At 47.5% G+C, this 26,882-nt stretch carries 21 protein-coding genes; 9 read left to right on the forward strand and 12 right to left on the reverse strand.

Annotated elements, in window-relative coordinates:
- Nucleotides 1–146: 146 nt before the first annotated feature.
- On the reverse strand, nucleotides 147–2,027 hold the full coding sequence (locus G459_RS0100565; protein WP_026965880.1) for a CocE/NonD family hydrolase: 1,881 nt from the start codon (nucleotides 2,025–2,027) through the stop codon (nucleotides 147–149).
- A 178-nt stretch (nucleotides 2,028–2,205) separates the two neighbouring features.
- Between G459_RS0100565 and fahA the strand changes: the two genes are divergently transcribed.
- The 4 genes from fahA to G459_RS0100590 all read left to right on the forward strand — a co-directional run bounded on the left by fahA (nucleotide 2,206) and on the right by G459_RS0100590 (nucleotide 6,487).
- Entirely contained in the window at nucleotides 2,206–3,480 is a 1,275-nt protein-coding gene (gene fahA, locus G459_RS0100570; RefSeq protein WP_026965881.1) for a fumarylacetoacetase, read from the forward strand.
- Nucleotides 3,481–3,693: 213 nt separating this feature from the next.
- A complete protein-coding gene (locus G459_RS0100575; protein WP_026965882.1) occupies nucleotides 3,694–4,416 on the forward strand; it encodes a Dph6-related ATP pyrophosphatase in 723 nt (240 codons plus the stop codon).
- A 270-nt stretch (nucleotides 4,417–4,686) separates the two neighbouring features.
- The gene (locus G459_RS0100585) at nucleotides 4,687–6,195 is read left to right on the forward strand and encodes a hypothetical protein (RefSeq protein ID WP_026965883.1); all 1,509 of its coding nucleotides are present in this window, start codon (nucleotides 4,687–4,689) and stop codon (nucleotides 6,193–6,195) included.
- Nucleotides 6,196–6,211: 16 nt separating this feature from the next.
- Complete coding sequence (locus G459_RS0100590) at nucleotides 6,212–6,487, forward strand: ferredoxin reductase domain-containing protein (RefSeq protein ID WP_026965884.1); 276 nt, start codon at nucleotides 6,212–6,214, stop codon at nucleotides 6,485–6,487.
- 71 nt (nucleotides 6,488–6,558) lie between these two features.
- Here the strand turns inward: G459_RS0100590 and G459_RS0100595 are convergent, their stop codons facing one another.
- The 4 genes from G459_RS0100595 to G459_RS0100610 all read right to left on the reverse strand — a co-directional run bounded on the left by G459_RS0100595 (nucleotide 6,559) and on the right by G459_RS0100610 (nucleotide 12,974).
- Nucleotides 6,559–8,079, reverse strand: a complete 1,521-nt coding sequence (locus G459_RS0100595; RefSeq protein ID WP_026965885.1) for an arylsulfatase — start codon at nucleotides 8,077–8,079, stop codon at nucleotides 6,559–6,561.
- 206 nt (nucleotides 8,080–8,285) lie between these two features.
- Nucleotides 8,286–9,191: a sugar phosphate isomerase/epimerase family protein gene (locus G459_RS0100600; protein ID WP_026965886.1), complete on the reverse strand. Its 906-nt coding sequence runs from the start codon at nucleotides 9,189–9,191 to the stop codon at nucleotides 8,286–8,288.
- 268 nt (nucleotides 9,192–9,459) lie between these two features.
- Nucleotides 9,460–10,239, reverse strand: a complete 780-nt coding sequence (locus G459_RS0100605) for a glycerophosphodiester phosphodiesterase family protein (protein ID WP_026965887.1) — start codon at nucleotides 10,237–10,239, stop codon at nucleotides 9,460–9,462.
- A 113-nt stretch (nucleotides 10,240–10,352) separates the two neighbouring features.
- The gene (locus tag G459_RS0100610) at nucleotides 10,353–12,974 is read right to left on the reverse strand and encodes a DUF4838 domain-containing protein (protein ID WP_026965888.1); all 2,622 of its coding nucleotides are present in this window, start codon (nucleotides 12,972–12,974) and stop codon (nucleotides 10,353–10,355) included.
- A gap of 126 nt (nucleotides 12,975–13,100) precedes the next feature.
- On the opposite strand from G459_RS0100610, the gene G459_RS0100615 reads away from it, so the two are divergent.
- From G459_RS0100615 to G459_RS0100630, 4 genes are all read left to right on the forward strand, one after another.
- Entirely contained in the window at nucleotides 13,101–15,428 is a 2,328-nt protein-coding gene (locus G459_RS0100615; RefSeq protein ID WP_026965889.1) for a hypothetical protein, read from the forward strand.
- Nucleotides 15,429–15,498: 70 nt separating this feature from the next.
- A complete protein-coding gene (locus tag G459_RS0100620) occupies nucleotides 15,499–17,769 on the forward strand; it encodes a ligand-binding sensor domain-containing protein (RefSeq protein WP_026965890.1) in 2,271 nt (756 codons plus the stop codon).
- 142 nt (nucleotides 17,770–17,911) lie between these two features.
- On the forward strand, nucleotides 17,912–18,649 hold the full coding sequence (locus G459_RS0100625) for a hypothetical protein (protein WP_157373244.1): 738 nt from the start codon (nucleotides 17,912–17,914) through the stop codon (nucleotides 18,647–18,649).
- A 137-nt stretch (nucleotides 18,650–18,786) separates the two neighbouring features.
- Nucleotides 18,787–19,221 (forward strand): hypothetical protein, encoded by a 435-nt coding sequence (locus G459_RS0100630; RefSeq protein ID WP_157373245.1) that lies wholly within the window; start codon nucleotides 18,787–18,789, stop codon nucleotides 19,219–19,221.
- A gap of 206 nt (nucleotides 19,222–19,427) precedes the next feature.
- On the opposite strand, the gene G459_RS28735 is transcribed toward G459_RS0100630, so the two are convergent.
- The 7 genes from G459_RS28735 to G459_RS0100665 form a co-directional block, all read right to left on the reverse strand.
- Nucleotides 19,428–20,195: a TIR domain-containing protein gene (locus G459_RS28735; protein WP_051315003.1), complete on the reverse strand. Its 768-nt coding sequence runs from the start codon at nucleotides 20,193–20,195 to the stop codon at nucleotides 19,428–19,430.
- Nucleotides 20,196–20,519: 324 nt separating this feature from the next.
- On the reverse strand, nucleotides 20,520–21,761 hold the full coding sequence (locus G459_RS0100640) for a DUF4153 domain-containing protein (protein ID WP_026965893.1): 1,242 nt from the start codon (nucleotides 21,759–21,761) through the stop codon (nucleotides 20,520–20,522).
- A gap of 62 nt (nucleotides 21,762–21,823) precedes the next feature.
- Nucleotides 21,824–22,549, reverse strand: coding sequence for a hypothetical protein (locus G459_RS0100645; RefSeq protein ID WP_035454806.1), 726 nt, complete (start codon nucleotides 22,547–22,549; stop codon nucleotides 21,824–21,826).
- A 58-nt stretch (nucleotides 22,550–22,607) separates the two neighbouring features.
- Entirely contained in the window at nucleotides 22,608–22,934 is a 327-nt protein-coding gene (locus G459_RS28740; RefSeq protein ID WP_051315004.1) for a hypothetical protein, read from the reverse strand.
- A 51-nt stretch (nucleotides 22,935–22,985) separates the two neighbouring features.
- On the reverse strand, nucleotides 22,986–24,317 hold the full coding sequence (creD, locus tag G459_RS0100655) for a cell envelope integrity protein CreD (protein WP_035454809.1): 1,332 nt from the start codon (nucleotides 24,315–24,317) through the stop codon (nucleotides 22,986–22,988).
- 49 nt (nucleotides 24,318–24,366) lie between these two features.
- Nucleotides 24,367–24,660: a winged helix-turn-helix domain-containing protein gene (locus G459_RS0100660; protein WP_026965896.1), complete on the reverse strand. Its 294-nt coding sequence runs from the start codon at nucleotides 24,658–24,660 to the stop codon at nucleotides 24,367–24,369.
- A 1-nt stretch (nucleotide 24,661) separates the two neighbouring features.
- On the reverse strand, nucleotides 24,662–25,276 hold the full coding sequence (locus G459_RS0100665; RefSeq protein ID WP_026965897.1) for an LPXTG cell wall anchor domain-containing protein: 615 nt from the start codon (nucleotides 25,274–25,276) through the stop codon (nucleotides 24,662–24,664).
- 237 nt (nucleotides 25,277–25,513) lie between these two features.
- Here G459_RS0100665 and G459_RS0100670 point away from each other — a divergent pair, with 237 nt between their 5' ends.
- Nucleotides 25,514–26,869, forward strand: coding sequence for an ATP-binding protein (locus G459_RS0100670; protein WP_035454812.1), 1,356 nt, complete (start codon nucleotides 25,514–25,516; stop codon nucleotides 26,867–26,869).
- Nucleotides 26,870–26,882: the final 13 nt, after the last annotated feature.

Consider the following 26,882-nt stretch of genomic DNA (forward strand, 5'->3'; position numbering starts at 1 on the left):
GTACTATTTTTTAATATAACCCATTTTATATAAGCTGAAATACATAAATAGTACTGTCTATTTATTTCAATCGCTAACTGAAAGTAAGTAATGAAGAAGTGGGTTCCAAGTCACCAATTATGCATCTCTTTTGACCTTCAACTTCTTCATTTTGCGACAATCGGCAGTACAATCCTGCTTAGGCTCTTTCCGCCGTGGTGGATGGAATTCGTCGCTACTACACCTTCGGTTTCGTCATAGGTATTTCCGCCGGTATTCATATTTCGGTCGAAGCGGGGGAAGTTGGAGCTGCTGACTTCGATGCGGATCTTGTGGCCCTTGGCGAAGTAGTTGGACGTGCTCATGGGCGTCATCTTGACCTCGTAGACTTTTCCGTCTTCCATCCAGACTTCCTTGTCATAGCCCTCTCTGTACCGCACACGCTGGATTGTTTCGTCCAGATTGTAGGCCTTTCCGTCGGGATAGACATCGATAAGTTTGATGGTCACGTCGGTGTCCTTCGCATCAGACGAGAGATAGAGATACGCATCGATAAAGCCCGAAACCTCTATTCCTTCTTCCAGCACTTCGGAGGTATAGACCAGGATGTCGTCCCGGAGTTCCATCTCGCTTTGATCAAAAGAACCGCCGGTCACGGCATTTCCGGTACAGCAGACGTTGCCGCCGTGGGAGATCACCGGGTCCATCGGATCGTATTGAAATGTGTCAGACAGGTCCTTCTTAGGCTTTTTGGCGGTAAGCTTGCCGTCGCCGTTCAGCGTGTTTGCATTACCCTCTGAGCTTAGATACATGTCTGTCATGACGGCGTTGGCTGGGGGCCAGACATCGGAAGTCTGCCATTTGTTTGATCCCATGGTGTAGTACTGAACCCTCGGCATTTTTTCCATCACTTCGGACTTTTCGCCTTTCAGCCACAGGTCAAACCAAGCTGTGATGATCTCATCGTAGTTCAATCGCGCATCGCCAACACTCAGGTCGCCGATCATCGTGTTTTCCGTAGCGCGCGTATAGGAGCAGTGCATCACCGGAGCGATGACCAGATACTGGTTGTCTTTTGCCAGTTGCGAAGTTGCATTTTGACGGGCATGGTTGAAGAGCGCGATGTTTGGTCCGGCAGACACGTCAAACCAGCTGACGAACCAAAAGCTTGGCTTGTCAAATGGCATCTCGTCGTGATAAAGACCTCCGTTAAACCATTTTGGATCGTTGGGTTTGCGGGTGATCATCTCTTCGTAGATCCCAATCGGGCCGTTTTGGTTTTTGATGATGTCTTGAATCGGCAAGTGGCTGAGTGCGGCTTTGGAGTCGATCTTTGGATATTCCGGCGACATGTCGTAGAAACGCTGCAATCTCAGCAGGTCTTTCTGTTCAATTCCTTTCGGCAGTCTGGGCGCCATCGGATCGTGTTGCACGCCATAGAGCCAGTTGGTAAAGAGCATCTGTCCCGCACCGCCGCGATACCAGTTGCCCTGCTCCCAAAAGTCGCCGACCTTGCCCACCCCAGCGCCATAGCCCTGAGGCACCAAGGCTCCCAAAGCCGGATGATCCAGCGATGCGACAGCCATCTGCCACTCTGCAGTGGAGGAGCAGCCGAGCAATCCGACCTTTCCATTGCTCCAAGGTTGCTTGGCCATCCAGTCAAAGGCATCATTGCCGTCGGTCAGCGGCACACCGAGGATGTCCCAGTCTCCTTCAGAGAAGTACCTGCCCCGCTCGTTTTGAACGACAAAAGCATATCCCTTTTTCACCCAATCAAGCGCTGACTGCATCGTGCGGGTGTTTATCTCGCCATTTCCCCAGGTGTTGAAGTTATAGGGAGTCCGGGAAAAGACGATCGGATATTTCCCCTCGCCCTTGGGCCGGTAGATGTCCGTGGCCAGGCGTACGCCGTCACGCATTGGCATCATAACCTTCTGATCGACGATGGCAATTTCTTCCAGCTGAACCAGGATGGGTTTTTCTTCCTGAGCATAGGCCAGATTTGCACAGGCCAAAAAGAGGAAAAAAGTGAGGATTTTGAATTTCATCTGCATAGAGGATCGTGGTTTGGAAAGGGAAGTTAAGTTACAGAATTTAATTTGGGAGCTTATTTCTTTCGACGGTTTAACTTCTGCCGTAAAGGGCCAGAACGCGGGGATGGCTAGACGGCCCCGGTTTTCTAATCCGAGGGAATCGACTAACTTTGGGCAGTAACAATTTTTGATCATGCCTGACCACCCCCTGCCTGCCCTGAATACTTGGGTGGAAGTACCAAAGAATTCCGATTTCTCGATTTATAACCTTCCTTTTGGTGTTTTTAAAAACAAAAAACTAAGTCCTCGCATCGGAATAGCGATCGGTGACAAGATCGTCGATTTGAGCATTCTGGATCAGGAGGGATTTTTTGCGACACTGTTTCTCCCTGAGGGAATTTTCCTCAGAGATTCTCTTAACGACATGATTGCCTTGGGTAAAACCCAAACCAAAAAGATCCGTGAGCGGGTGCAAACCCTGCTTTTGGAAGGAAACGCAGAACTTCGGGACCACTCGGCGAGGGGTAAAGTCATGGTGACCCGCAAGGAGGCCGAGATGCTTTTGCCGGTGAAGATCGGCGACTACACGGACTTTTACAGTAGCAGCGAGCACGCAACCAATTTAGGCAAGATGTTTCGCGATCCTGAAAATGCACTTTTGCCTAACTGGAAGCACTTGCCTGTTGGATATCACGGAAGGGCATCATCCATCGTAGTGTCTGGCACACCAATCCACCGCCCGAAAGGGCAATTCAAGAGCCCTGACAGTGCGGCGCCGATGTTTGGGCCAAGCCAAAAACTCGACTTCGAGTTGGAAGTGGCTTTCATCACAGGCAAGCAGACACGACTCGGAGATTCTGTCTCTACCGTGGATGCCGAGGATTTTATCTTTGGATTTGTACTCTTCAACGACTGGTCGGCTCGCGATATCCAGGCTTGGGAGTATGTGCCTTTGGGGCCATTTTTGGGAAAAAACTTCGGTTCATCGATCTCGCCTTGGGTGGTGACCTTGGAGGCTTTGGAGCCGTTTCGGGTAGCCGGACCGACGCAGGAGCCGGAAGTCCTCCCTTACCTGAAATGCGAGAATACTCACAGTTTTGATATCAATCTGGAGGTATTCATCCAGCCCGAAGAGAAGAAGCCCGCAAAGATCAGTACGGCCAATTTCAGCGCCATGTATTGGAACGTAGCCCAACAGCTGGCGCATCACACCGTCAACGGATGCAACATCAATGTCGGTGATATGATGGCGTCCGGCACTATCTCCGGCTCTGCGGAGGACTCCTTCGGATCCATGATCGAATTGAGCTGGAACGGAAGCCGCATGGTGAAACTGGGAGAAGGGGACGAGCGGACTTTTATCGAAGACGGTGATACGGTCATCATGAAAGGCTTTGCTGAGAAAGACGGTGTCCGCGTAGGTTTTGGCGAGGTGAGCGGACAGGTATTGCCAGCCAAGCCGCTTTAATAGTTTTAAGAATCGGTCGTATACCGACAAACTCCTGACGGCTTTCCTTCGCGATAGCGGCCACTTTGGTTTAGAATTTCCCGCAGATTTCCACAGAAAAGGGCACAGATCTTTACGGATTTCTGTTTTGACTATGTGATTCAATTCAGGAGACTGAGATCATTCCGGGACTTTTTTCCGGGATAGTTTTCCTCTATTATCTATTTTCGCCACATGAATCCTGAGCAAAGAATCCCGATTTCCCTGAGCTGGTCAGGAGGCAAAGACAGCGCTTTTGCACTCTATCACCTCCAGCGGGATCCATGCTTCGAAGTGAAAAGGCTGCACACGACGTTCGGAGAATCCACCCGGCGGGTTGGTATGCACGGGATCTCTGAAGAGTTGATCGAGATGCAGGCGACTGCGCTTGGACTTCCGCTCGACAAGATCTACTATCCCGCCAGTGGCGACAACCGGGCCTATGAAAAGGCCATCAATTCCTACCTGGATGAACTGACTGAGATGGGGATTAAGCACTTGGGATATGGGGATATTTTTCTGGAAGACCTGCGGAAATACCGGGAAGACAACCTTGCGTCAAGGGCTTTTACCGCTGTCTTTCCGCTTTGGAAGAAGCCGACGGACGAGCTGGCAAAAGCTTTTATTAAAACCGGATTTAAAACCGTCATCTGCGCAGCCGATGCCGATCTTATTGACAGGGATCGAGTAGGTAGGGATTTTGATCAGGAGTTTCTGGACAGCTTGCCTGCTTCCGTCGATCCCTGCGGGGAAAACGGCGAGTTTCACAGCTTCTGCTACGATGGGCCGATCTTCAAGCTGTCCGTTGCAATTCAAACTGAGCAGGTGATTAGCCAGTCTTATGATATCGTGCTCGCAGGTGGAGAAGCCGGTAAAAAACATTTTTGGTTTGCGGAAATCACTTCCGCTACCCCCTAAAAACCGTTGTCAAAATAGTTAAAATAAACCTTTAATAAGTAACAACTAGAAGAAATTGTTATCCCATTATTGTGTTTTTTGTTTTTTAAACCTTAATTTAATTGACTGGTTAATAGACGGTTTGTATTGAAACTGTTTTGATTTACCACTTAAGGTTCCCGATAAGTCTTCCTCAGACTTCCTATTGGGATTGTTGTTCCAAGTGTCAGCTCCGGATTTTTATAGCCGAGCAATTTTTCTTCTTTTCTAACTTTTCTAAATCCAAAAACCATGGCCAAAGTTGTCAAAAGCTTATCCATTACCACGCCCATTCTGTTCGCGCTCCCATTTAAGAGCGAATGGGCCCAAACACCGATTGATCTTCATGCGCCGCTGAATTCAGGCGGATGGGATGATGCAGGAACGCTGAAGTTTACCCGAGGGGTAGTACTGGCGAAAAACGATGCAAAGTTTCTGTACCTCGCGCTCGATCTTACGTCAGATCTGGGCAATGATACGGGGACGAATGACTATTTCTGGCTCAGTTTTGACAAAAATAGAGACCGGGCAATCACTGCTAATCAGGATGTGAACTACGGCCTCTATCCGGGGCAGCCAAACAAGCTCGGCCGACAGCTTTACCTTGGGCCGGGAACCTGGACGACGCTGCTGCCAGACCCCTCACTCAGCGAAGTGAGGCAGGAGTTTGGATCCAGCGACAATTCTTCCTCTCCGCATCGAATCTGGAAATTTAAGATTGACCTGAAGGAGATCAACGTCTCACTTGCCTGGCCCTTGAGCACGCCGTTTACCTATTTTGGGTTTCGGGTGAAGTCTTCCAGTCCGGCATTCACGACGGATTTCCCGGGTGGTTTTTACACCGATTTTACCAAGCTTCGCCAGCTGGTTTTCTCCAGAAAGCCGGTCGTTCCTTCTGCGGATCTGGGACCCTTGGTGGGTAGCGTGGGGTTGATTCCCACGACAAAGATCAATGCCTCCGGCCGGGCAACTACGGACGCCGGCTATTTCGTCTTCGTGCAAAATGCCGCTTTTGGAGGTACGCTCAACCTGATCGGAAACCGGACTAAGATCCAACAGCTTTGGGACTCCGATGTGAAGAAATACAAAGTGGAAATCACACCGCCGGGAGGCTCAGCCCAGAAGCTGATCAGCAACTGGTCGAACTACCGCTGGAACGGAAGTACCTATGTGTTGGAGTCTTTTGCGCCCTCTGCGCTCGGCTTCTATGAGTTGGCAAATCCGGGAAATGATTATTCCATTGACGACCTGCTGATTCAGTTTCCAACCTCTGCCCTGCTTCCGGGGCTCTATCAGATCAAGGTTACTTTCTACAAAAGAGTACTGAATATCGACGTCCCCAATGCCACTCAGACGCTTGGCCTGTACATCGACAACCATCTGCCGTCGATCAACATCGACAGTCTGAAACACGGAGCGAACGAGGTCTCAGCCTGCGCCATCGAGACAATCGGTGCTGCACCAGATGGGATAAAGTTCAAAATCACCGGTCATGATCCAGAGGGAAATCTTCTCCAGGTCAGCTTCTCGGCAACCTATGGAGCAGGGCTTTCAACGGGAATCTACTCAGAAGCCTATGATCCATCGAAGGGCAACTGGGCTGGATTCACCGCAAAATCGATCCCCGAGGCAGGGAACTGGAGGCCGCCCCAGTCCTGCGCGTATAGCTTTATCATCACAGCCTGGGCACGGACGACCAACGGCTACGGCTACATCGGGCACAATTCGACACATCGCAACTTAACGCTTTTGCTGAGTTGATATCACCTGATTTTTAGTGTTAAAGGCCATTCCGGATGATCGGGATGGCTTTTTTGCTGCCAGTGGTCGTGCTACAGAGGAAAGTGGACATCCGGCCCAAAATTTCAAGTTCACTGACAAGCCAGAGAAGGTGCATGTATTTTGGATGATCAACAAAGACTTTCTTAAAAAGCGCATCCGGGATTTTTCCGGACAATTCTACATCTGCGGGCCGGACAAGATGGTAAAAGCGATCAACGAAACGCAGGAGCAGCTAGGAGCAAAGCCTGAGGAAATTAGGTTTGAGAAATAAAACGTGTTTTTTGCTTCAAGATGGACTTTTACGAAAAATGAAAGCTCAGCGGAAGTATACAAAACCCACCGCTAAGAGCTCACTTTTTTCTTCCATTCATAGAAAAGGCCCTCCAAATTCTTGGCTATATCCGGATGTAGGGAGATGATGTTTTGAATTTCGGATGGGTCGTCTTCCAAGTTGTACAATTCCCAAGGGGCGTCTTTTCCATGTGCGACAAGCTTCCAGTTTCCTTTCCGGACGGCTCTTCCCACAGACCATTCCCAGAAGAGCGGTTTTTCCCTAAACGAGATTTCCTCCCGGATGGCAGGTAAAAGACTTTCCCCTTCAGCGGGGAGAACCGGGCTTCCCTTGAATTCAAGCGGGTAGTCCGCTCCCGCGAGTTCCGCAAGCGTCGGGAGAATGTCGATTAAATGGGCAGGGAAAGAGTTGATTTCGTTTTGATGGCCAAGTCCCTTCGGCCAGGAGATGATCAGCGGTGTTTTGATCCCCCCTTCGAAGGAGTAGTTTTTGTAAAACCGAAGCGGCGTGTTGCCTACATTCGCCCAATCCTGGCCCAAAGAAGTCCATTGGCCGACGGTTCCGATCTTGCCGTCGCCTGGGATATTAACTACTTCGGCGGAGGCTCCATTATCCGATAGGAAGATGAATACGGTGTTATCCAGCCTGCCCTGGGTCCGCAATTTCTGGATGATTTCACCGATTTTTTGATCCATGCGGTCAATCATGGCTGCATAGACTCCCATCTTCTGCTCTTCTACATTTCGCAGTGAATCAGAAAGTGACGACCAGGGAATATGCGTGGCTTCGCTGAGAACATAGTTTTCATCGACGATCCCCAGCTGCTTTTGCTTTTCAAAGCGGCGCTGCCGGATCACCTCATAGCCCTCTGAATATTTGCCTTTGTATTTCTTGATGTCCTCGGGCCAAGCCATCAGGGGATCGTGGGGAGCGGTGTAGGAGAGGTACAGGAAAAAGGGTTTGTCTGGATTCGGATACTCATCCAACCATTGCAGGGCATGTTTGGTGAAGTAGTCCGTGGAGTAATAATCTGCGGGAGGCGTGTAGGGTTGGAAGAGTTTTCGATCCTCATAGAAAGGCCGATCTGGCCTTTTTTGGGCTGGTTGAGGTTCATTTTCTCTTCGTGGCCCTGGATTGAAATGGTTGGAAGCGCCTTCTTTCAATCCATAATATCGGTCGAAACCCCGATCCATCGGGTGGTCAAACCCATGATGCTTGCCTGCCCAAAGAGTTCGGTATCCCGCAGATTGCAGTAGCTCACCCAAGGTAATCCCGTTTTTCAGAGGCTGAAGGTACGAGGCTTCATAGCCTACCTGCTGGGCATACAGGCCGGTGAGCAAAGCTGCTCTGGAGGGGTTGCACTTGGAGGTATTGTACATCTGGGTAAATCGGACGCCATTGGCTGCCAACCAGTCCAAATTTGGTGTTTCGACTTCACTTCCGTAAGCCCCGATATCCGACCAACCCAGGTCATCCGCCAAGATGAGGACGATGTTGGGCTTTTCTGATTTCTCTTCTGACTGAATCGACGGAAAAAGCCAAAGCAGCATAATAAAAACCGGGTAGTGCATGACCTGAGGGAATTGGTGAGTTCGGTCAAGATAATTAAAAGGCCCGATTAGTCTTGGGCAGTGTTTTTAAACCAGAAGGAGAAGATTTTTAACCATCGACGACGCAACAGCAAGGAGGAAATTGGCTCAGTCCTTCACGCAAAAAAGCCAGAAACCAAAAAAGCCAACCCGAAGGCTGGCTTTTGATGGTAAGACGGAGAGTTCGCTTACTTAAATCCGATTTTTTCCAGACCTGCGTGGCTTATCTTGATCGCTTCCAGCGGATCCAATCCGAAGGTGTTGTCTTGCTCCACGAGATAGAACTCCATTCCTGATTTCTTTTTGGCATCCAGAATTCGTTTGAAATCAATTGTGCCGGTGCCAACAGGAGCAAAAACTCCTTCAGTACTCATGTCTTTGACATGCCAAGCCTTAAATCTGCCTGGATATTTTTCGAAGTAAGTCAATGGATCTACCTCAGCTTTGGTCACCCAGAACAGATCCATCTGGAAGTTGACGTATTCAGGATTGCACTTTTCCAAAAGGACGTCCTCGATCACAGTGCCATCAGCCAAAGGCTTAAACTCAAAGTCATGATTGTGGTACAGCAGCTTGATTCCGGCTTTGTGACATTTTTCTCCCAAGGTATCCATGATCTTGACGAGGTCATCTGCGGTGCCTTTCATCGCCATCGACTTGGTGGCTTGATCAAAGGTAAACATGCCCATCGGAGGCACAGGAATCACGAAATATTCAATACCGGCAGCTTTCACGTCGGCGATCAACTGGTCCGCATTTTCCATGTTGACCATGCCCATGTGGGCGCTTTTGGCGGTTAGGCCGAGGCTGTTCAGATAGGATTTGAATTCGGCTGGGGTCATTCCGTAGAATTTGCCATCCGCGTAGTTGGCGGATTCGACATAGGCGTAGCCGGCGTCAGCCACCGCTTTGAGCGTTCCTTTGGGATCTTTGCCCATGGCGTCACGCACGGTGTAGAGTGCCAATCCGCCAAATTGCTTTGGTTTTGCGGCTGTGATTTCGGTTGATTTGGGTTGCTCTGCGGTGTTGGTTTTCGGGCCGAAAGCCATGAATCCAATTGCAATAGCAAACAATAAGCTAATGGGTCGTTTCATTGTTTTTTTAGGTTTTAAGGGCTGTAAGATACCCAAAACGCTTAAGACTCAACCTCGGCCCTTCGGTTATTTTGTAGGGAAAAGTGTTGAAATAAGTATCAAGGGCTACGAGCCAAGAAACTAGAAATAAGAGCCGAGAAACAAGAGGCAAGAAGCAATAGTCAAGAAACAAGAGCCGAGAAGCAAGAGTCAAGAATTCCTGTCATGCTGAGCGGAGTCGAAGCAAAATTAAGATGAGAAACCCGGGAGTGACTCTGGAACCCAAAGTCTATCTCTTACCGATCGTCTCAAAAAGCAGTTCTGGTTCGTCAGTGGTGATGAAGTCCACTTTTTGGTCGAGGAGCCACTGCATGTCTTCTACCTTGTTGACCGTCCAGACGTTGACCGTAAGGCCGAGATCTTGCGCTTCTTTGATCCACTGAGGTTTTTCCTTCACGACGCGGATATTGTAATCAAAGCCGAAGAAACCGGCTTCCTTTAGCTCGGCTGGGGATTTTTCACCGTTTAGATAGGCGACATTGGCCTTTGGGTCAAGTTCGATGACCTTGATCCCTGCATCGTAGCTGAACGTGATGTAGTCCACCCACTTTTCGGCTTTCAATTCCTTGACCTGATCGACACATTTTGCAGCGAGTTCCTTGCTTCTCTCGACACTGATCTTGGAAGGCTTAATCTCCAGTATCAGCTTGGTGCCGGTCTGCTTCATTCCCTTTTTTAGGTACTCTTTCACCGTCGGGATTTTCTCTCCATTGGGAAGTTTTTTGCTTCGCAATTCCTTGAAGGTGGAGGTCTCAATGGGCATTTCCAGATATTCGGCGTCATGATTTACGACCAGGATGCCATCTGCAGTCATCCACACGTCAAACTCCGAACCCTCACACTTCAACCTCACGGCCTCATCCAGTGAGGCGAGGGAATTTTGGGGAAGTCCCTGAGCCTTCCACGCTCCACGGTGGGCAATCACGGAATTTTTATGAAACATTTCCTGAGAAAAAGATGAGGTGAAAGACACAGTCAGAGCCAGTAAGCAGAGTAGAAATCGTGACATTTTGGTTGTTTTTGAAAAAGAGAAGAAAGTCCTAAAGTATAAATTCCGACCGATTTGGCTGCCCTCGTCACGTAATTTTACATAAACTTCATACGGAAGGGGAGGCCAAACTCCTAGTTTCGGATCAGCCAGGCCTCGGACACCAAGGTTCCCCAACCTCCTGAATTCCGCCATTGCTCGACGCTCACACGGTCTCCATTGGCTACATCCGCAGCTTTGCGAAAGCGGATCACCAGTTCGCCATCCTGCGTCAACTTGACGGGAATGTCGAACGTAAAGTGGTCGCTCATCTGAAGAGGAAGTTCCACATTGTCAGCCAAAATTTGATCGTCGGCCAGGATTGTTTCGGATTTTTGATTCATCCGACTGGCATACCGGTCCTGATACCAAGGACGGACCAGCGTAAAGCGGATCTTGTACTTAGCATTGGGATCGAGATCACGGTAATGGAGCGTCACTCCCTGAGCTTCATCCTGGGTGAAATGCATGGAGCGCTGGCTTGGACGATTTCCCTCGGAAAGCATCTGCTGGATGTAGGGTTGGCCATGATCGTAAGGATAGCCGAATACAACGTTCGGTGCAGGATTGGCTGTTCCCAGGTTGTCATACTGACCTCCTTCACCCGGGTTTTCGTAGTCGGTGATCATCTCCAGGAGTTCTTTTCGATGTTCTCCTTTAGCTGTCAGAGCACGGTTAAGTTGACGCTCCAGCCATCCCAAGCCGATAAAATCATGCTCAAGATTAAAGAATCCTTCATTTCTTGAACCAAACAGCGCGTTGCTTTCCTCTCCAAGCTTCTCGGTTTCCGCTTTGAGTGTGGCCATTTCAGGAGTTTCTGAGTTCGCCGATTTCAGTTTTTCCAGCGCGGATTCGAGAGTTTGATTGGAAACATCTTTGCTTGATTCGGTTTTGACTAGCACTTCAATTTCATTTTGAACTTGCAATTGACCGCTGACAGCCAGTTGTGTGTAGCGATCCAAAGCCCCTTTTTGCAAATACATTCTCCAGAGCCAGTTGTTTTTCTTCCAGTTTTCGGGCATTGCATTTCCAGCCTCTTTCACTAGCTCATAATAAGTAAGGATTCCTTCCTTTTGAGGAAGCGGCTTTCCGGGGATTTCTTCCAGATTTTCTTCCAACTGGAAAATCGCTTTTGCCATCAGCGGCGCAGCTTCCGGTCCAAACCATGTTTTGGCATATTCGTCCACCACGTCCTCCACCGAAGTTCGGGGAGCCCAAAGCAGCCGCTGCCACATCCATTGATTGAAGTGGTCGTGATTGCCTGAGGAGTGGGTGATATCTCCGATACCATACGGCATTAGATCGTTGAAGACGCGGTGATATTGCTTTGGCCAGGCGAAGAAGGTAAGTCGATTATAGACCTGCGTCAAGTATTGATCCGGTCGGCGCTCGTAGATGTCCTGTCCCCAATGTGGAGGCAGATCGCCGTTCTTGTCCGCTCTTGGATACATCTGGACATAGGCATGCTGGGCGTATTTCCAGTGGGTGATTTCGTTGTAATACAAGAGCTTGTGTCTGGCGGGCATCTGTCTGGTTATTTCCAGAGGATACAATCCATAAGGCCCAAAACCCGGATATCTGAACAGGTCCATTCGGTGAGTCTGGCGGTGTCCGGGCTGCCAGCTGGTCGCGTCCGAACCCGGACCATAACCCCATGCCCAAAGCCAATCCCTCGGTTTTTCCTGCAGGTATTCAAAAATCGCCTCATCATCCGCATTGTCAAACTTCTGATTGGTGAAGTAAATCCTTGCGTGAGGATGATACTTGTGCATGATGTTAGCCATGTCCTCCACCAGCTGGATAAAGGTTAGTCCATAAGGATCGCAACGATCGCATTCACAGCCGCCTCCGTCTCCTCCCTGGAACTTGAGCAGATCATAGGAAGGGCTGGTTTTGGCAAAGTCTTCAAACTTCTCCAGCATATAGGCTCTAGCTGCTGGGACAGAAGGACAGACATAACCTCCCCGACCGATGGATTCAGAGGCCATCCAAAGCGGGTCTTTAACTTCAGCAGCCGTATTTGCCCCAAATCCTCCCTGGGTCATCAGGCCAAAAGATTTGATGAAATCATACATCGGCCCTTCGTCAACAGTGAACGTGTTGGCTCCGGCAAGTGCATAATCAAGAATCACCCGCTGGGTTTCTTCGTCGGTCCAATCCCGAACTTTTGCGAGGTTCTTTGCCACGCCACTTTGCCCAAATTGCGTTCCTCGGATCTCAAAAGCCGGGGCAGTTCGGATGTTTAGATTTGGAGGTAGGGAAATTTCATTCTCCTCAAAAGTCATTTGTCGGAGCAGCTCGCCTACTACGTAGAGGCTTCCCCGGTCATCGATTCCGGCTGCCAAAATCAAGTTTTGATCCACCTGACGGAGTAGAAAACCCTCAGGTCCCGGAGCAAGGGTAGATAACGGAGCAATCCGGTTTTTGGTGAATTGCTCCTGAATCCCGGAATGGTGCTCCGGTCTGCCCAACAAAATCAACAGCCCTTCTGATTCGCTTCCATCACTGACGGTGGATATCTTGATCTGAATCGCCGACTTTTCGAGAATCCGTTCTTTTAGCAATTCAGCCACTTTCATTTCGACACTTCCGGCCTCTTTTCCCAAGATAATAGTGACCTGAGCATACTCTTCGAAAGTTGGTTTTTCTGCCCTCGCCTGGCTTAGGAAGAGGAACAAAAAGACGGGGACGAGTAGAGTTTTGAGCCTATTTTCCATGGTTGAAATACCTACTTACCATAAAAACAGGCTATCCAATAGCCCAAAATCAAAAATGGAAAGTATTGTCTGTGAGATTTCCGACATCACCTCTCGGCGGTATACCATTCAATTTCTGTTTTGCCCATGCGATTACAAATTACCTTTCTTCTCTGTTGCTTGATTCTGGTATTGAATGTCACGTACGCTACGCCAGTAAATCTGGACAAACTCAGCGTGCTCATCTCGGCGGACATCAAGCCTCAGGTCAGGCAATCTGCCTTGGAGATCCTGCAGGAAGAGATCGGCAAGCGCAGCAAGATCAGCGTCAGCCCAATACAGCAATGGAAGGAAGCAGGGAAATTTACCGTTGCTTTGGCACTTTCCTCAACGGCCGTTTTGGATGGGAAAAACCCTCCCAAAAATGCAGATGCCAATTCCCCGGAATTTCAACCGGAAGGTTTTCGAATCGTCTTTCATGACAATATTCTGTGGATCATCGGAGCAGACTCCCGGGCATTGATCTTTGGAATCGGCGAATTGTTGAGAACAAGCTCTTTTGCCAAAGGACAGTTTCTCATCGACGATCAGCTTGACTTTGCTTCTTCTCCAAAATATTCCCTTCGCGGTCACCAGATCGGCTATAGAAATACCGCCAATTCTTACGATGCCTGGTCGGTGGAGCAATACGACCAGTACATCCGGGAACTTGCCCTCTTTGGTACCAATGCCATCGAAAACATTCCACCCGACGGAGGAAATGACAACAGTCCGCATTTTAAGATTTCCCGCGAGGAGATGAATGTGAAGATGAGTGAGATTTGCGAAAAGTATGACATCGAATACTGGATTTGGACTCCAGCCACGGTGGATCTGACCGATCCGGCCATCCGTGCAAAGGAACTGGATATCCACGAGGCCAATTACCCAAAAGTCCCCCGTCTGGACAATATCTTTTTTCCGGGCGGAGACCCAGGGCACAACCATCCCAAAGATGTTTTACCGTTCCTGAAAGACCTCCATGCCCGATTGATCAAGTACCATCCGAATGCAGGGATCTGGATTTCCCTCCAGGGATTCAGCCAGGAGCAGGTCGATTATTTCTACCAGTATCTGGAAGAAAACAAGCCGACTTGGTTGCGCGGAGTGGTGTCTGGACCCAGCAGTCCACCGATCTCCGAGACCCGTTTTCGCCTTCCCAGCCAATACAAACACCGAAGCTATCCCGATGTGACGCACAATGTGCGATGCGACTATCCGGTTCCGAATTTTGACCAGGCTTTTGCACTGACGATCGGCCGTGAGGGGATCAATCCCATGCCGGTATTCTATGCCGATGTGCACAACAAATACGCGCCTTTCACCGACGGATTTGTTTCGTATTCTGACGGCTGCCATGACGATGTGAACAAGGTCGTCTGGAGCCAAAGAGGTTGGAATCCTGACAAGAATGTTCGGGATATCCTGATGGAGTATTCCAACTTTTTCTTCGACAGCAAGGTGGGGGAGAAAGCAGCGGAAGGCATTCTTGCCCTCGAGAGCAACTGGGACGGATCGATCATAGACAACGGAGGCATTGAGCCAACCCTCGCCTATTGGAAAAATCTGGAAGCAACCAATCCACAGCTTTCCGGCAACTGGAGATGGCAGATGATGGTCATCCGGGCCTATTACGACTCCTATGTCCGTCATCGAAAAATCTATGAGACCGGATTGGAAAAGCAGGCCGATCAAGTGCTATTGCAATACCCGACACTCGGCATGGATGCAACAATGAATCAGGCCTTGGACTTAGTCAATCTGGCAGATTCTCAGCCTATCGAAAGAGAATCCAGAAAGAAGATTGAAGACTATGCCCAAGCACTGTTTACCTCTATCGGGCTCCAGACCTCAGTGGAAAAATTCAAGGCGAGCAACTCCCAGCGCGGATGTATCCTCGATTTTGTGGACTATCCACTCAACAACCGCTGGTGGTTGGCAGATCAGTTTGATTCCATCCGTGGAATGGGTTCGGAAGAACAAAAGCAAGAGTACCTCAATCTGATCGCCAACTGGGAAAATCCGGGTGAAGGCGGCTATTACGACGACGTGTCCAATATCGCCAAAAGCCCGCACGTGACTACGACGGTGTACGATGCGGTGGATTTTGGTTGGTGGGCCAGTGGATACAGCCGTTGGAGACTTTCCTCGCAGGTCTATCAGGTGAATCCGGAATTGGAGTATGAAGATTTGGATCCCAATGCCCGCTACCTGATCCGGGTGACCGGGTATGGAGAAGCCCTGATCCGCATTGACGGAAAGCGACTGGAACCCTTGGTGTATGAAAAGGAACTGGGCGGATTCAAAGAATTCATTGTGCCAAGAGATGTGGTTGGAGACGGAAAGATGACGGTCAGTTTTGACCGGCCTGAGGAATCCCACCTGGCATGGAGACATTATTCCAGGATCTCGGATGTGTGGTTGATAAAAAGATAATTCCAAGCTTCAATTCAAAACCATAGTTGCTTGAAAGGCCAAAAGTCAGAAGTCCCCGAAGAAAATTGTAATGAAGAAATTAGCATACGTACTCCCGATAATCGCACTTCAGCTTTACTCCTGTCAAAAGCCTGACAAGATCTCCAAAGGGGAGCAGCCAGTCTATCAGGATGTGGCCTATATGCAGGATTATGCGGTGAAGTATTATTCGGAGGAAGAAAATATAGAGTTCAAAAAGGTCTATAGCGACCGAAACGAAGTCATCCAGATCTTGACTTCTCAGGGCCTGATGAATCCGGACAACGGTCATTTTCAATATCCCGGCACTTTGCGGAGGGACGTCAGGTACATGCCGATGGCGGACAAAAAAGTATCAGATTTGATCCTGTATCAAAACCAGTTTGTTTATCTGGACGATGAGGCGGTCTTCAGCAATGCCTTTGCCGGAAAGTTGTTTTCCAGACATCAGAGCCCACAAGCCGATGTTGTGGCTGGAGGGAAGGAGTTTTCCTTTATGATTGCCTCCGGCAATGCTTATTCCCTGATTCAGGACTCCAAAACGGTTTTCAGCGGTACTTTGGATGCCCCGGTTTTGGACAGTAAGTACGATGCTAAAAACGGCGTTTTCTATGCGCTGACCGGTTCTGCTGTTTTTCAGATTATAGAAAATGGAGGGGAGAAAAAGCAGATTTACTCAGGTTCGGGATTGACTTCATTTGATTTACTCGCTTCCGGTGAAATTGCGGTGGGTACAAAAGAAGGATTTTTCGTCATTGATTCCTCCGGAAAAGTTACCAAGCCAGTCAACGCCAAATTGCCCTCGACCGAAGTAACTGCCGTCAAAGAGATTGATGGTAAGCTTTGGTTCGGTTCGACCAAAGGAGCTTTTATGCTTAAGGACGATGGAAAGTTTAACTACTACCATGGAGAGAAATGGCTTCCGGGAAATCAGGTCGTCCATATCGCTGAAGGCCCCGAACAGTCCGTTTTGATCCTCACCGACAAAGGCTTGGGCCAGATTGTTTTCGAAAAAATGACGCTGGAGGACAAGGCGATGGTCTTCGAAAAGCAGATGAGACAGCGCCATATCCGCTACGGCATCAACAGCAATGTGACCCGTCTGGCAGATCATGACCTGGCTACCGCGCAAAACGGCATCGCCGACAGCGACAATCTCTGGACTGGGATGTACATGGGCAGTCAGCTTTTCCGCTACCTGGTCACCAAGTCCGAGGACGCCAAGCAAAATTGCATCGAGTCCTTTGAAGCGATGGAAAGACTTCATCAGATCACTCCGATAAAGGGGCTTTTTGGCAGAACTTACGAACGCAGTGGCTACTACGAATTCAAAAAAGAGTACCGCGATTACGTCGAAAACTACTGGTACGAAGGATATAACAACAACGTCAGCTGGAACCATTCGGCAGATCCCGAGTGGGACTGGAGAGCCTCAGCCAGCAGCGATCAGACCGTGGGACAGTTTTTCGCCTTGGTTCTCATGGCCGAATACATGGATGACCCGGGCTTGAAGCAGCGGGCGGTCAAGTTGATCGACGACATGGTTGGCTACATGGTGGCCAACAACTACACCCTGGTGGACGTGGACGGCAAACCCTCGCTGTGGGGCCGATGGAATCCCGAATTTATCAACCGGTTTCCGACTATGGTGGGGGACAGAAAAGTCTATTCCTCCAATCTGATTGCCTTTTTGCAGGCGGCATACAAGTTTACGGGAAAGGAAATCTATCGGGAAAAAGCGCTGGATCTGATGAAAAACCACGGCTATCTGGAAAACCTCGCCCGACCGTTCAGTGAGATCGGGAACGCTCCGGCAGATGCAGACGAGTGGACGAAGATGCTTTCCCAAGAGTGGAATCACAGCGATGATGAGATGTACTTTTTGGCGTATTGGGGTTTGTATCCGTATGCGCTCAACGATTCACTCAAGGGAGTTTACAAAGAGGCAATCAAAGATCACTGGGAATTTGAGCGGCCGGAGAAGAATTCACTGTGGAACTTCACCTATGCGATGACCGGTGCGCAAGACTTTGACTTGGAGGAATCGGTCTGGCATCTGAAAGAATTCCCGCTGGATATGATCGAATTCAAGACCGAAAACAGCCACCGCAAGGATATTGAGCTAATCGAGCCGGGATTTTGGGGACAGACGACGGCGGAAGTTCTTCCTCCCGACGAGCGCCCTGAGTTGAAGCACAACCGCAGTCTCTTCAATCTGGATGCGGGAGATCGAAATGCAGAACTAAGCGCGGGAGATACCTATCTGCTTCCCTATTGGATGGGGAGGTATCTGGGAGTGATCAGCGCACCGATACACGAGTAAAAGTAAACATAGTTAATGGGTAGTTTATTTGGTTAAATCCTTCCTCCTTGGGGAAGGATTTTTTTTAAGCTACAATACCTGTTATTTTTATATGTGCCTGACTTTAAGGGAATTTCTCCCGAAAGTCAGAGATCCTGGGAAAGTGGCAAAATTTAAACTTTTAGAGATGTTGACCTATTCGATCTTTTTAGCTTCCTCCAATGAATTATTGTTTGAGCGGGAAAAGTTTGAAATTTTCATCGCTAGGAGAAATGAAATTTACAAGACGAGAAATGTTCGCCTGGAGCTGAAAATATGGGAGACTGTTTCAGAAGAATTAGGTGCCGGAAGAAAGCAAAATGAGTATAATTCCATCTTGAAAACGGCCGATGTGGTGATTGTCCTATTCTGGACCAAAGTCGGGATGTACACGGAAGAGGAATACCGAAATGCAATAGTGCTTCGCGAGAAAAAAGATCGGCCAAAAGTTTATGTCTACGAGAAAACAGAAAAACCTGCCCATCCAATTTCAATTGAAGATGAAACAACCAAATTGAGATTTATTGAAGCTTTAAAAGCAGACGGTAAGTTCCATGCGCGTTTCAAAGATTCTATTGAATTGGAGAGAAAATTTTTGGAGGAGCTTGATCAGCTCTTTAATGAGGGATATTTTAAAAGTGGGGAAAGCGAAAGTCTTCTTGGATCGGTATTCAAATTTGCGAAAAGAATATTGGGAATCTCTTTTGTATTAGCTTCTATAGTTATGTTTTATTTTAGAAGAGATGTAATATCTAGATGGACATCCGGAGACCCTAATTCGCCGATTCACGAATTGATTGCTCCGTTATTTCTATTAATAATCGGTATCCTAATTTTCATCTTTAGATTTAAGAAGAAATGAAAACCTCCATAAAATCACACTATTCCTTCAAAATTTTGATTGTATTGTTACTCTGCATCTTTCAATCCAATACTTTCAAAATGGGAGGGTTTCAACTGCTTATGACTTCGGAGCAACAGAAGAAGATCCAACGAATCATGGCCTACCTGGAAACCGATCATAGCTTGTTGCATGAAGAGGTTAACGGTATACTTTACCTTAATGGAGAGAGGAGGAGAAATGTCGTCTTAACTGATGCTCAAAAAAGTAATGTTGCTTCACTCTCTAAAAAACTCGCAGTAGACTTCGATGAATTAAACACTTCATTTCGATCTGTTTATTTTGTTTATGGTAAGGATGATAGTTACAAAAAATATTTTGATCCTTTGATTGAGTTTAGGAGAAGCTTGAATAACTCGGCAAATGACATCGATAAAAACTATTTAAACAATCTCTATGCACAGAGTGAAAAAGCTGAAGAGAGGATGGACTTAATAAAGGGTTATGTTGCTAAGGCCGCTCTTGAGAATCAGGAGAAGATCGATGCCAGAATCAAGGAAATGTCTATTTGGCAGTGGTTGTTTGGGTATTGAGAATCCAAAAATGCGGGCGGTCAAGTTATTTGAATTAGGGAAAGCGAATTGCAAATTCGTTGGGATAGAAGAGCGTAGTTGCAAACTACGCTCAGGCCAGCGTCCAGATGACCACTAATCGAGAAAAAGAAGACTACACCTAGCTGGGGAATTAGCATAAAATTGCGTTATCCACTTTGGCTTTCTTTTATACAGGATAAGAAAGATCATTTTATCATTCCTGATTTTTTGAGTTTTCTTTGCAGCTCATAAAAACATTGTTCCACATTGTCGCCTGTGAAAGGAATATATTGAAGTCCGGCAATATTCGAGAAATCTTCTGTTTCTGACTGTTTTAAGATGACCACTTTATCAAAGCCTAAACGACCTTGGAAGAGACAAGCTTCATGAATTACATTTTGTCTTGCTCTGCTTTTTCCTTCAGCTGTTTCATCCTCAGCTGTCATCATCAATATGGCAAATGATGATTTCTCTAGAAATCCTTCGAGTATATTGACAATGCTTTCACTTGTATGAGATTCACTTTCAAAAGTTAGCGTCTCAAGTTTAAAATCATCTTGTAGAAATAACTGCACCCTAGCCCACAATCTACTTCGTCCATGACCGATAAAAATATCTCCTCCACCTTTTGATGGTTTTTTAGTTTTTGGTTTTAGTTTGGAGATTTCACTTTGGATTTCCTCTGATGAGAGATTTTTAATTTGCTGAGATATTTGAAATATTCGTTTTACAATAGTTTGATTTTTGGAAGTTTCAGGTGGCGGAATATAGAATATTCCAGGAGTGGACCTGTATCTTTGAAAGAATTCTTCAATTTTTTCTGCAAAGACAACGGCATCTTTAATCTCGTTTTCATCAGTGAAATCAAGTTCTGCGAGTTTTTTTGCAAACGCTTGAATGGGTGCAAAGAACTTTAAGTCACTTTTTACACTTTCCCATAAAGCCTCAGCTAAAAGTTGTAATTCTTTTATCATAGTTTTATTCTCTCCAATCTTTTGTTTTTAACAAACTTCCCAAGTCCCCAATTTCTTTTCATGTCATTTGCCCGAAGAGTTCTCTCCCGGTACCGACTCCAAATTAACAATTTCGTCCAAGCTCCCCATGGTCCTCTGACTTATTTTGTTATAGATGCCCATAAAAAAGTGTGGCGGCCGAAATCAGCCGCCAATCTTGATGAATAATCAACCAAATTAACCTTACGATTTTTTAGCTTTCCGGGACTTTCCAAAGAGTCAAAAGCTTCAAGTCTATACCGAACGGCTGTCGACTGTCGACCGTCGTCCGTTGACTACTCCTTCCTATTCAAACCCGAACATCAGTGGAAATAAAAACAACACCACGGCTGTCCAGAACATGTAGATCGGCAGGTACACCACAATAGTTTTTCCCACTTCTTCCAGTGCCGCTTTCTTCGTGGCAGTTTGGTAGAGCTTCCATGTGATCATCAAGAGATGGATCAAAATCAGGATATTTCCTCCCAGCACTGCCATTCGGTTTGGGGTGATTCCCCACTCAGAAATCCGGAAAATGATCGCTGAAAGAGCGACTCCGTTGACCACCACAGTCACGACGGAAAGGAGCATTAAAATCCAGATACCGGAGTAGTCCTCTTTTTTGGTGGAACTCTCGGCGACGGAAAAGAAGATCAAAGCAATCACTCCGATCAAGACCACATTGAAAAGCATCAGGAATTCCCGGTCGTTGTATGGATCTTTGCCGGTCGCAGCAATAGCAACCAGATAGACTACCAATATCACCAACACCAGCGGACTGAAGATCTTGGCAATCACCGGAGATACCTTGTTGACCAACTGGGGATTGGTGTAGGTGAGGTAAACGCCCAGGATCGGAATCGCCGGCAGACCAAAAGCCGCTACATAATCACCCCAAAACTCTTCGATGTGGACGTCGATCAAAAGAAACAAGTTGATGGTGATGGCGCTGAGCAGCCCCGCTCCAATGCCGATCAGGACGGACATGACCGCAGCTTCTCCATTAAATCTCAGGTAGCTCAGGCGGTTTTTCCAGTTCAGGAGATCCGGTCCGGAGTATGCCGCACCCAGCAGTCCCCAAAGAATCAGCGGCAGGTGGATGCAGGCCAGGATCAGCGTGTCGGTATCTTTCCCCGGCAGGGAATTGATGTAAACCAATGAGATGCCCGTAATTCCTGTAAGAATGGAAATAGCATTTAATGACAGCTTGTTTTTCCAGGCAAAGAAGGCTGTGATCACGGGAAGGACGATGAAACTGATATTTCTGGAATAGAAAAACTCTTCATCAACGGAGAAGATCTCTGGGATTTTGGCCAAGATTCCGGCAACCAAGATTCCAAGAACTATCCAGAGCAGTTCTTTTTTGGAGCCCCAAGAGATGGCTTCTGATTCTTCTTTCAGGCGTTCGTGCCAAAATTGCGCAACTTTATTTCCTTTGAGATCTGGATATACTTGGCCAAACGATTCTTTGAAGCCGGATTTATTTCTTCTGTAAAGATTTTCCAGATATGCTGGATCATCGATGTGAATTATGATTTCTTCATGCATGATTTTATGAGTTAAAGATTGTGTCAACGATTTTTTATAGAGAGTTAGTTTGATCATGTACGTTACATTCTACTTGATTCGAGATTTTCCAAGCATTTGTCCAGGGGATTTCCAACGGTATGGATGCACTCGCAAAATTCAAATCCGGCTTCCTCGTTTTCTGTGTCTATAAATTGGGATTTGCAGTCTGAAAGGGAATTTTGTGGCATCACCTCATGTCCAAAAAGAGAGAACCAAATGAAGAAAGCCATGGTGGAAATCACTCCGGCAAAGAACAGGAATGGGAATTTTTTCTCGTATTTCACAGGCTTTGCCAGGCTTACTTCTTTCGAATAGCGGTGGAATGGCAAGATGTATTTGAGTTTATCGTAATGCCAGGCTAGGAGATACAGGTTTGCCAAAACCATCAAAGGCGAAGTCATGTAAGAGCCTACAAAGCGAACCGCATAAGAAAGCACCCAGATGTTAACAATGATGGGAAGGTATAGCAATGCGCCTACTAAAACTGTGCGGGGAATTAGGAGTAAGAGGGCGGCTAATATTTGGGCATAGCCGATGAAGGTGTAGTAATACCCCGTGTGATGTAATGCTTCCAGGTAAGAACCCATGGGGTGTATCACGGATAGGCCGCTGGCAAACCGTTCTCCCAGGATTTTCACCATACCGGCTACGATAAATGCATAGGCGAGCAGGATTCTGCATACGAGTTGGAATATCCAGTGCCATCTGTTTTTCTTGATCTGGAAATAGTAGGATTCCAGCGCATTGGGTTGTTCTGAATCGGCCATCGTGTTTTTCCGCTTCTTTAAGTTCAGTTGAATAAATTCACAAAGTTTTTTGGGCGCCTCAATCAAAGCGTCCTGACAGGCTGAAGGCGAGCACGGCGGCCATCCAGAGCGCGACGAAATAGAATATCGTGCTGAAGATGATGGCGATCAGTTTTTGCTTTCCGTAGGGAAACCAGACAAAGCCCATCAGGTAGAAGATCACACCGCCGAAAGCCCCACCCAAAGGGATGAGCGTGAGCGGAGCCAGCATCCAGGATTCGAAAACATCCTCTTTGGTAAGGATGATAAATAGGAGCAGAGCCAAGGGAGCAAATGCTCCGAGTAGCGCGGGAAGAGCCAATGCCTTTAGCTCGATTCCGAATGGAGTTTGATTTCGGGGATTCATAAGTTTGTTTTTTGATGGTTTGAATGCGTGGGATTTATATACTATCTCTGATTAGTTTTTATACCAGTCGATCTTTCTGGAGATAAACATGGTTGTGGCCAGTGCAATGAAGAGACCTATACTGCCGATCAAGAGGGCATATTCTTGCTGCCTCACGATCACGAAGATGAAGGTGTAGAAGACGATAAGAATCCCTGAAAACAGTGCTGTGGTCTTGAGTTTGTCAAATAGGCTTTTGGCGTAGAGAGCCAAGAGTCCCACCGTTGCGGTGCTTGCCAGGAGGTATGCTAATTTGAACCCCAACTGTTCTGAGAGGGCAATCAAAAGCGTGTAATACAAGACCAGCGAAAAACCGACTAAGGTGTACTGAAGCGGATGGATTCGTTTTTTTGTGAAAATCTCCATGAGAAAAAGCGACAGAAAACTCAGGATGATGATCAAAACAGCATACTTGGAAGTCCGGACACTTTGCTGGTATTGATCCGCTGGGAGCTTCAGCGAAAGACCAAAAGAACTGTTTTCTACAGCGGGAATCTTTCCCCGGAACTCCTGTCCAAAAGGACGGTTGAAGTGCAGGATTTTCCACTGGCTGGTAAAACTTGAGTCTGTCAATTCTCTGGATTCCGGTAGGAACTCGCCCTGAAAACTTGGGCTCGGCCAGTTTCCCTTGAGTTCTAATTGGGTGGTTTTGCCGACAGGCGACACCTGAAACTCGCGGCTGCCTTTCACTTTCAATTTGCCTGAGAACCGAAGGTCGACATTTGTCGAATCCAAGTCCAGTGGGATTTGGAGGCCTTTTAGCTGTGTTTTTTCATCAGAAAATGGTTCAGCGGTGTAGTCGATCCCATTAAGTTGAAGCTTGGGATTTTCTCCGATTCCTCTGAGGTCCGAAAGTCCGATGAAGAGCGAGGCCTGATCCCATAGAATTTGGTCGGATTGAAGATCGAGCTTTTCCAGTTTCAGAGGTAGAAAATGGGCTTTCAAATCCAAATCTCCGGAATAGACCGCCACGTCGAATATCCCGCGGTGTAACAACTGAACATCCAAATCCCCCAGAATGTCGAGGGTTTCAGGAAAGAAGTAAGCCGTGTTGAGCTCCCGGATAGTTTTCTTCTCACCCGAGGATTCCACCTCCTTTATTTGATAATAGGGGACGCCAAGGAACGGGCCGATCAGTGTCTGGGACCTGGACCATTTGGCACTGATTTCTTCTTCGGCTTCTTGCAATCGGGTTTGACGTTCATCTATCAAGTCAAGTGTCATGGATTGAGGGATGAGGAGAATAAGCACGATGAAGCCAATGACCAACAGCTTGAGACTGATCGATCTATTGATCCAGAGCTGGGTTTTTTCTAAAATTGATGGGCCAGTTTGATTTTCCATAGGAGTTTTTAAAAGTACTTTGATTTTCAAAGTGAGTGAATAAATTTTTTTAGGTTTTGTTGGCTTTAATCAAATTTTCAAGGAATTCGAGGTGGGACTGAAAGGCCGCTTTGCCTTCTTCAGTCGCCGAATAATTGGTCAATGGCTTCCGTCCTGCAAAGGATTTTTCCACCCGGATGTACGCGGCATTTTCAAGGTTCCGAAGATGCGAGGCGAGATTGCCGTCAGTCACCTCCAGGAGTTCCTTGAAGGAATTGAAATCAAACTGCTCGTTGACCATCAGGATGGACATCACACGCAGTCGGATCACATTTTCAAAAGCCTTGTCGTAAGTCCCCTTCACGTTATCGGTCGTATTTGTAATACATCATGGAACCGTAGATCACATGCAGGATCCCAAATCCCAGAGCCCAGCAGATCAGTCCGTATTCGTGGTGGAAAGCGGCAATCAAGCCCAGAATCAATTGGCCCAGTCCAAGATTTTTGATTTCGCTCAGGGTAAAATGCGATGCGTTGATCAATCCAAGTCCGTAGAATACCAAGGTCGTAGCCGCTATGAGATGAAAGTAACCTTCGTGGATCAGGGCAAATGAAAAAAGTCCGCCGCTAATCACCGGGATAAATAAGGCAAGCATGAATCGCTTACTCGCTGACGACCAGAACTTGTGGGAGTTTTTTTGACTTTTCTTTCGGCTGAGCAGAAAAGCCGAGCCCAACGCCAGTAGCAAGATCACCCCTGCAAGAAGCAGCATATTGTTCATCAGTTCGCTTCCGTGCATCTCGGTGGCGCCCTGACTATAGGAGGTCTCGAGGAAATAAATCCAGTACCACACGATCCCCGCGCCGACTAGGGCGTAGATCCCTGCCAGTACTCCCGCCAGTCCATTGAGCGAAAGGAAACGGGTACTCCGCTCCATCATAGACTTGATGTCTGCTAATTCTTGTTCCGGTTTTCTCATATCGAAAAGTACTTTGTAATGCAAAGTAAATGAAGTTTTCTGAATTTGATTCCAGGCGTGAAAAAAAATCTGAAAGTGGGAGGAGCCGAAGTTTTTCACTTCTGATTACCTCTCATCCAAAAAGGCAGTTGAACGGCGAATCATTCCCTTGCTTAAATTGGATTTGCTGAGAAGAATTGCGTTCTTTTTAGCCTCTTTTAGAAGTCTTATTTTCAAAGCAACAAACTCTCTTTTTTGATGGAAAAAAATAAGCTGTCCAATGCCGATTGCCTGGATTTGGAACTGGTCTGGTTTCAGGAGCTGCTATTGCTTCGGGGAAAGATCACCTTTGAGCAAAGCGCCGAAGAGTCCCAAATCGAAGAGCTCAGCCTGCCGGATTTTGGCGATTCGGATTCGAACTATGCCCACCTGGTCAATGAACACGGGATGGGAATGGAGGAAAGGCTGGTGTTGCTGCTTTCCCTTTTGCCCCATATCAAGCCGCATCTGCTCGATATTCTCCACATCAAAAACCAGACGTATGATACCCCATTCACGGAGTTTGGGGGCATAAAGGGCGAGAAGCATCGGGGGTTTCTTCCGACTGGTGAGACAGCGGTCTTCCTGTTAGCGGGTTCCGATCTCAAAAAGAGATTTCAGCTTTTGAGACTATTTGAGCGGTCTCATTTTTTCGCAAAGCATAAGATCCTCTCACTGGAAGGCACCTCTCGGGACGAACCTTATCTCAGCGGCGTTTTGAAAATCTCCAAAGAATATCTGAGCCTTTTGACCACGGGAGAGGCATTTAAACCGGACTTTGACGTTGATTTTCCTGCCAAAAGGATTTCTACGGATCAGGAGTGGTCAGACTTGGTCATCGGCGAAGAGGTACTTCAGGGCGTGAAGGAAATCCAAAACTGGCTGGTTCATGGGCATCGGCTGAAAAACGACTTCAAGTTTGGTCGGAGAATCAAGCCCGGGTTTCGTGCACTTTTCACCGGCCCTCCGGGTACGGGGAAGACGCTGACCGCGACGCTGCTTGGGAAGGCCTGTCAGCTGGACGTGTACCGGATTGACCTGTCTATGGTCGTGTCCAAGTACATCGGAGAGACGGAGAAAAATCTCTCTAGAGTCTTTGACCTTGCCGAAAACAAAAACTGGATTTTGTTTTTTGACGAGGCCGACGCGCTCTTTGGAAAAAGGAGCCAAACCTCCGACTCACACGACCGCTACGCCAATCAGGAAGTGTCTTATTTGTTACAGCGGATTGAGGATTTTGACGGGCTTGTCATCCTGTGTTCCAACTACAAAAATAACATCGACGAGGCCTTTTTCAGAAGGTTTCAACTGGTGGTCGACTTTGACCTTCCGGACTATTATCAACGGCTGAAAATCTGGGAGTCCGCACTCTTGGGTGAGTTTGAATACGAAGCCGAAGTCAGTCTACATCTACTCGCAGAAAAGTATGAATTGACCGCCGCGGCGATCGTCAATATATTACATTTCTGCCTGCTGAAAACATTAAAAAGAGGCGAGGTGAAAATAAGGCAACGGGATATATTACAGGCGATCCGACTGGAGCGGGTGAAGGAGGGAAAGAGTATTGTCCACTAACGCTCGGTATTCG

The sequence above is a fragment of the Algoriphagus terrigena DSM 22685 genome, assembly GCF_000429445.1.
In the GTDB taxonomy this organism is placed as follows: domain Bacteria; phylum Bacteroidota; class Bacteroidia; order Cytophagales; family Cyclobacteriaceae; genus Algoriphagus; species Algoriphagus terrigena.

Excerpts from the sequence above, each read along its gene's own strand:
- G459_RS0100565 (WP_026965880.1), bottom strand. The coding sequence starts at position 2,027 with ATGAAATTCAAAATCCTCACTTTTTTCCTCTTTTTGGCCTGTGCAAAT.
- fahA (WP_026965881.1), top strand. The coding sequence starts at position 2,206 with ATGCCTGACCACCCCCTGCCTGCCCTGAATACTTGGGTGGAAGTACCA.
- G459_RS0100575 (WP_026965882.1), top strand. The coding sequence starts at position 3,694 with ATGAATCCTGAGCAAAGAATCCCGATTTCCCTGAGCTGGTCAGGAGGC.
- G459_RS0100585 (WP_026965883.1), top strand. The coding sequence starts at position 4,687 with ATGGCCAAAGTTGTCAAAAGCTTATCCATTACCACGCCCATTCTGTTC.
- G459_RS0100595 (WP_026965885.1), bottom strand. The coding sequence starts at position 8,079 with ATGCACTACCCGGTTTTTATTATGCTGCTTTGGCTTTTTCCGTCGATT.
- G459_RS0100600 (WP_026965886.1), bottom strand. The coding sequence starts at position 9,191 with ATGAAACGACCCATTAGCTTATTGTTTGCTATTGCAATTGGATTCATG.
- G459_RS0100605 (WP_026965887.1), bottom strand. The coding sequence starts at position 10,239 with ATGTCACGATTTCTACTCTGCTTACTGGCTCTGACTGTGTCTTTCACC.
- G459_RS0100610 (WP_026965888.1), bottom strand. The coding sequence starts at position 12,974 with ATGGAAAATAGGCTCAAAACTCTACTCGTCCCCGTCTTTTTGTTCCTC.
- G459_RS0100615 (WP_026965889.1), top strand. The coding sequence starts at position 13,101 with ATGCGATTACAAATTACCTTTCTTCTCTGTTGCTTGATTCTGGTATTG.
- G459_RS0100620 (WP_026965890.1), top strand. The coding sequence starts at position 15,499 with ATGAAGAAATTAGCATACGTACTCCCGATAATCGCACTTCAGCTTTAC.
- G459_RS0100630 (WP_157373245.1), top strand. The coding sequence starts at position 18,787 with ATGGCCTACCTGGAAACCGATCATAGCTTGTTGCATGAAGAGGTTAAC.
- G459_RS28735 (WP_051315003.1), bottom strand. The coding sequence starts at position 20,195 with ATGATAAAAGAATTACAACTTTTAGCTGAGGCTTTATGGGAAAGTGTA.
- G459_RS0100640 (WP_026965893.1), bottom strand. The coding sequence starts at position 21,761 with ATGCATGAAGAAATCATAATTCACATCGATGATCCAGCATATCTGGAA.
- G459_RS0100645 (WP_035454806.1), bottom strand. The coding sequence starts at position 22,549 with ATGGCCGATTCAGAACAACCCAATGCGCTGGAATCCTACTATTTCCAG.
- G459_RS28740 (WP_051315004.1), bottom strand. The coding sequence starts at position 22,934 with ATGAATCCCCGAAATCAAACTCCATTCGGAATCGAGCTAAAGGCATTG.
- creD (WP_035454809.1), bottom strand. The coding sequence starts at position 24,317 with ATGGAAAATCAAACTGGCCCATCAATTTTAGAAAAAACCCAGCTCTGG.
- G459_RS0100665 (WP_026965897.1), bottom strand. The coding sequence starts at position 25,276 with ATGAGAAAACCGGAACAAGAATTAGCAGACATCAAGTCTATGATGGAG.
- G459_RS0100670 (WP_035454812.1), top strand. The coding sequence starts at position 25,514 with ATGGAAAAAAATAAGCTGTCCAATGCCGATTGCCTGGATTTGGAACTG.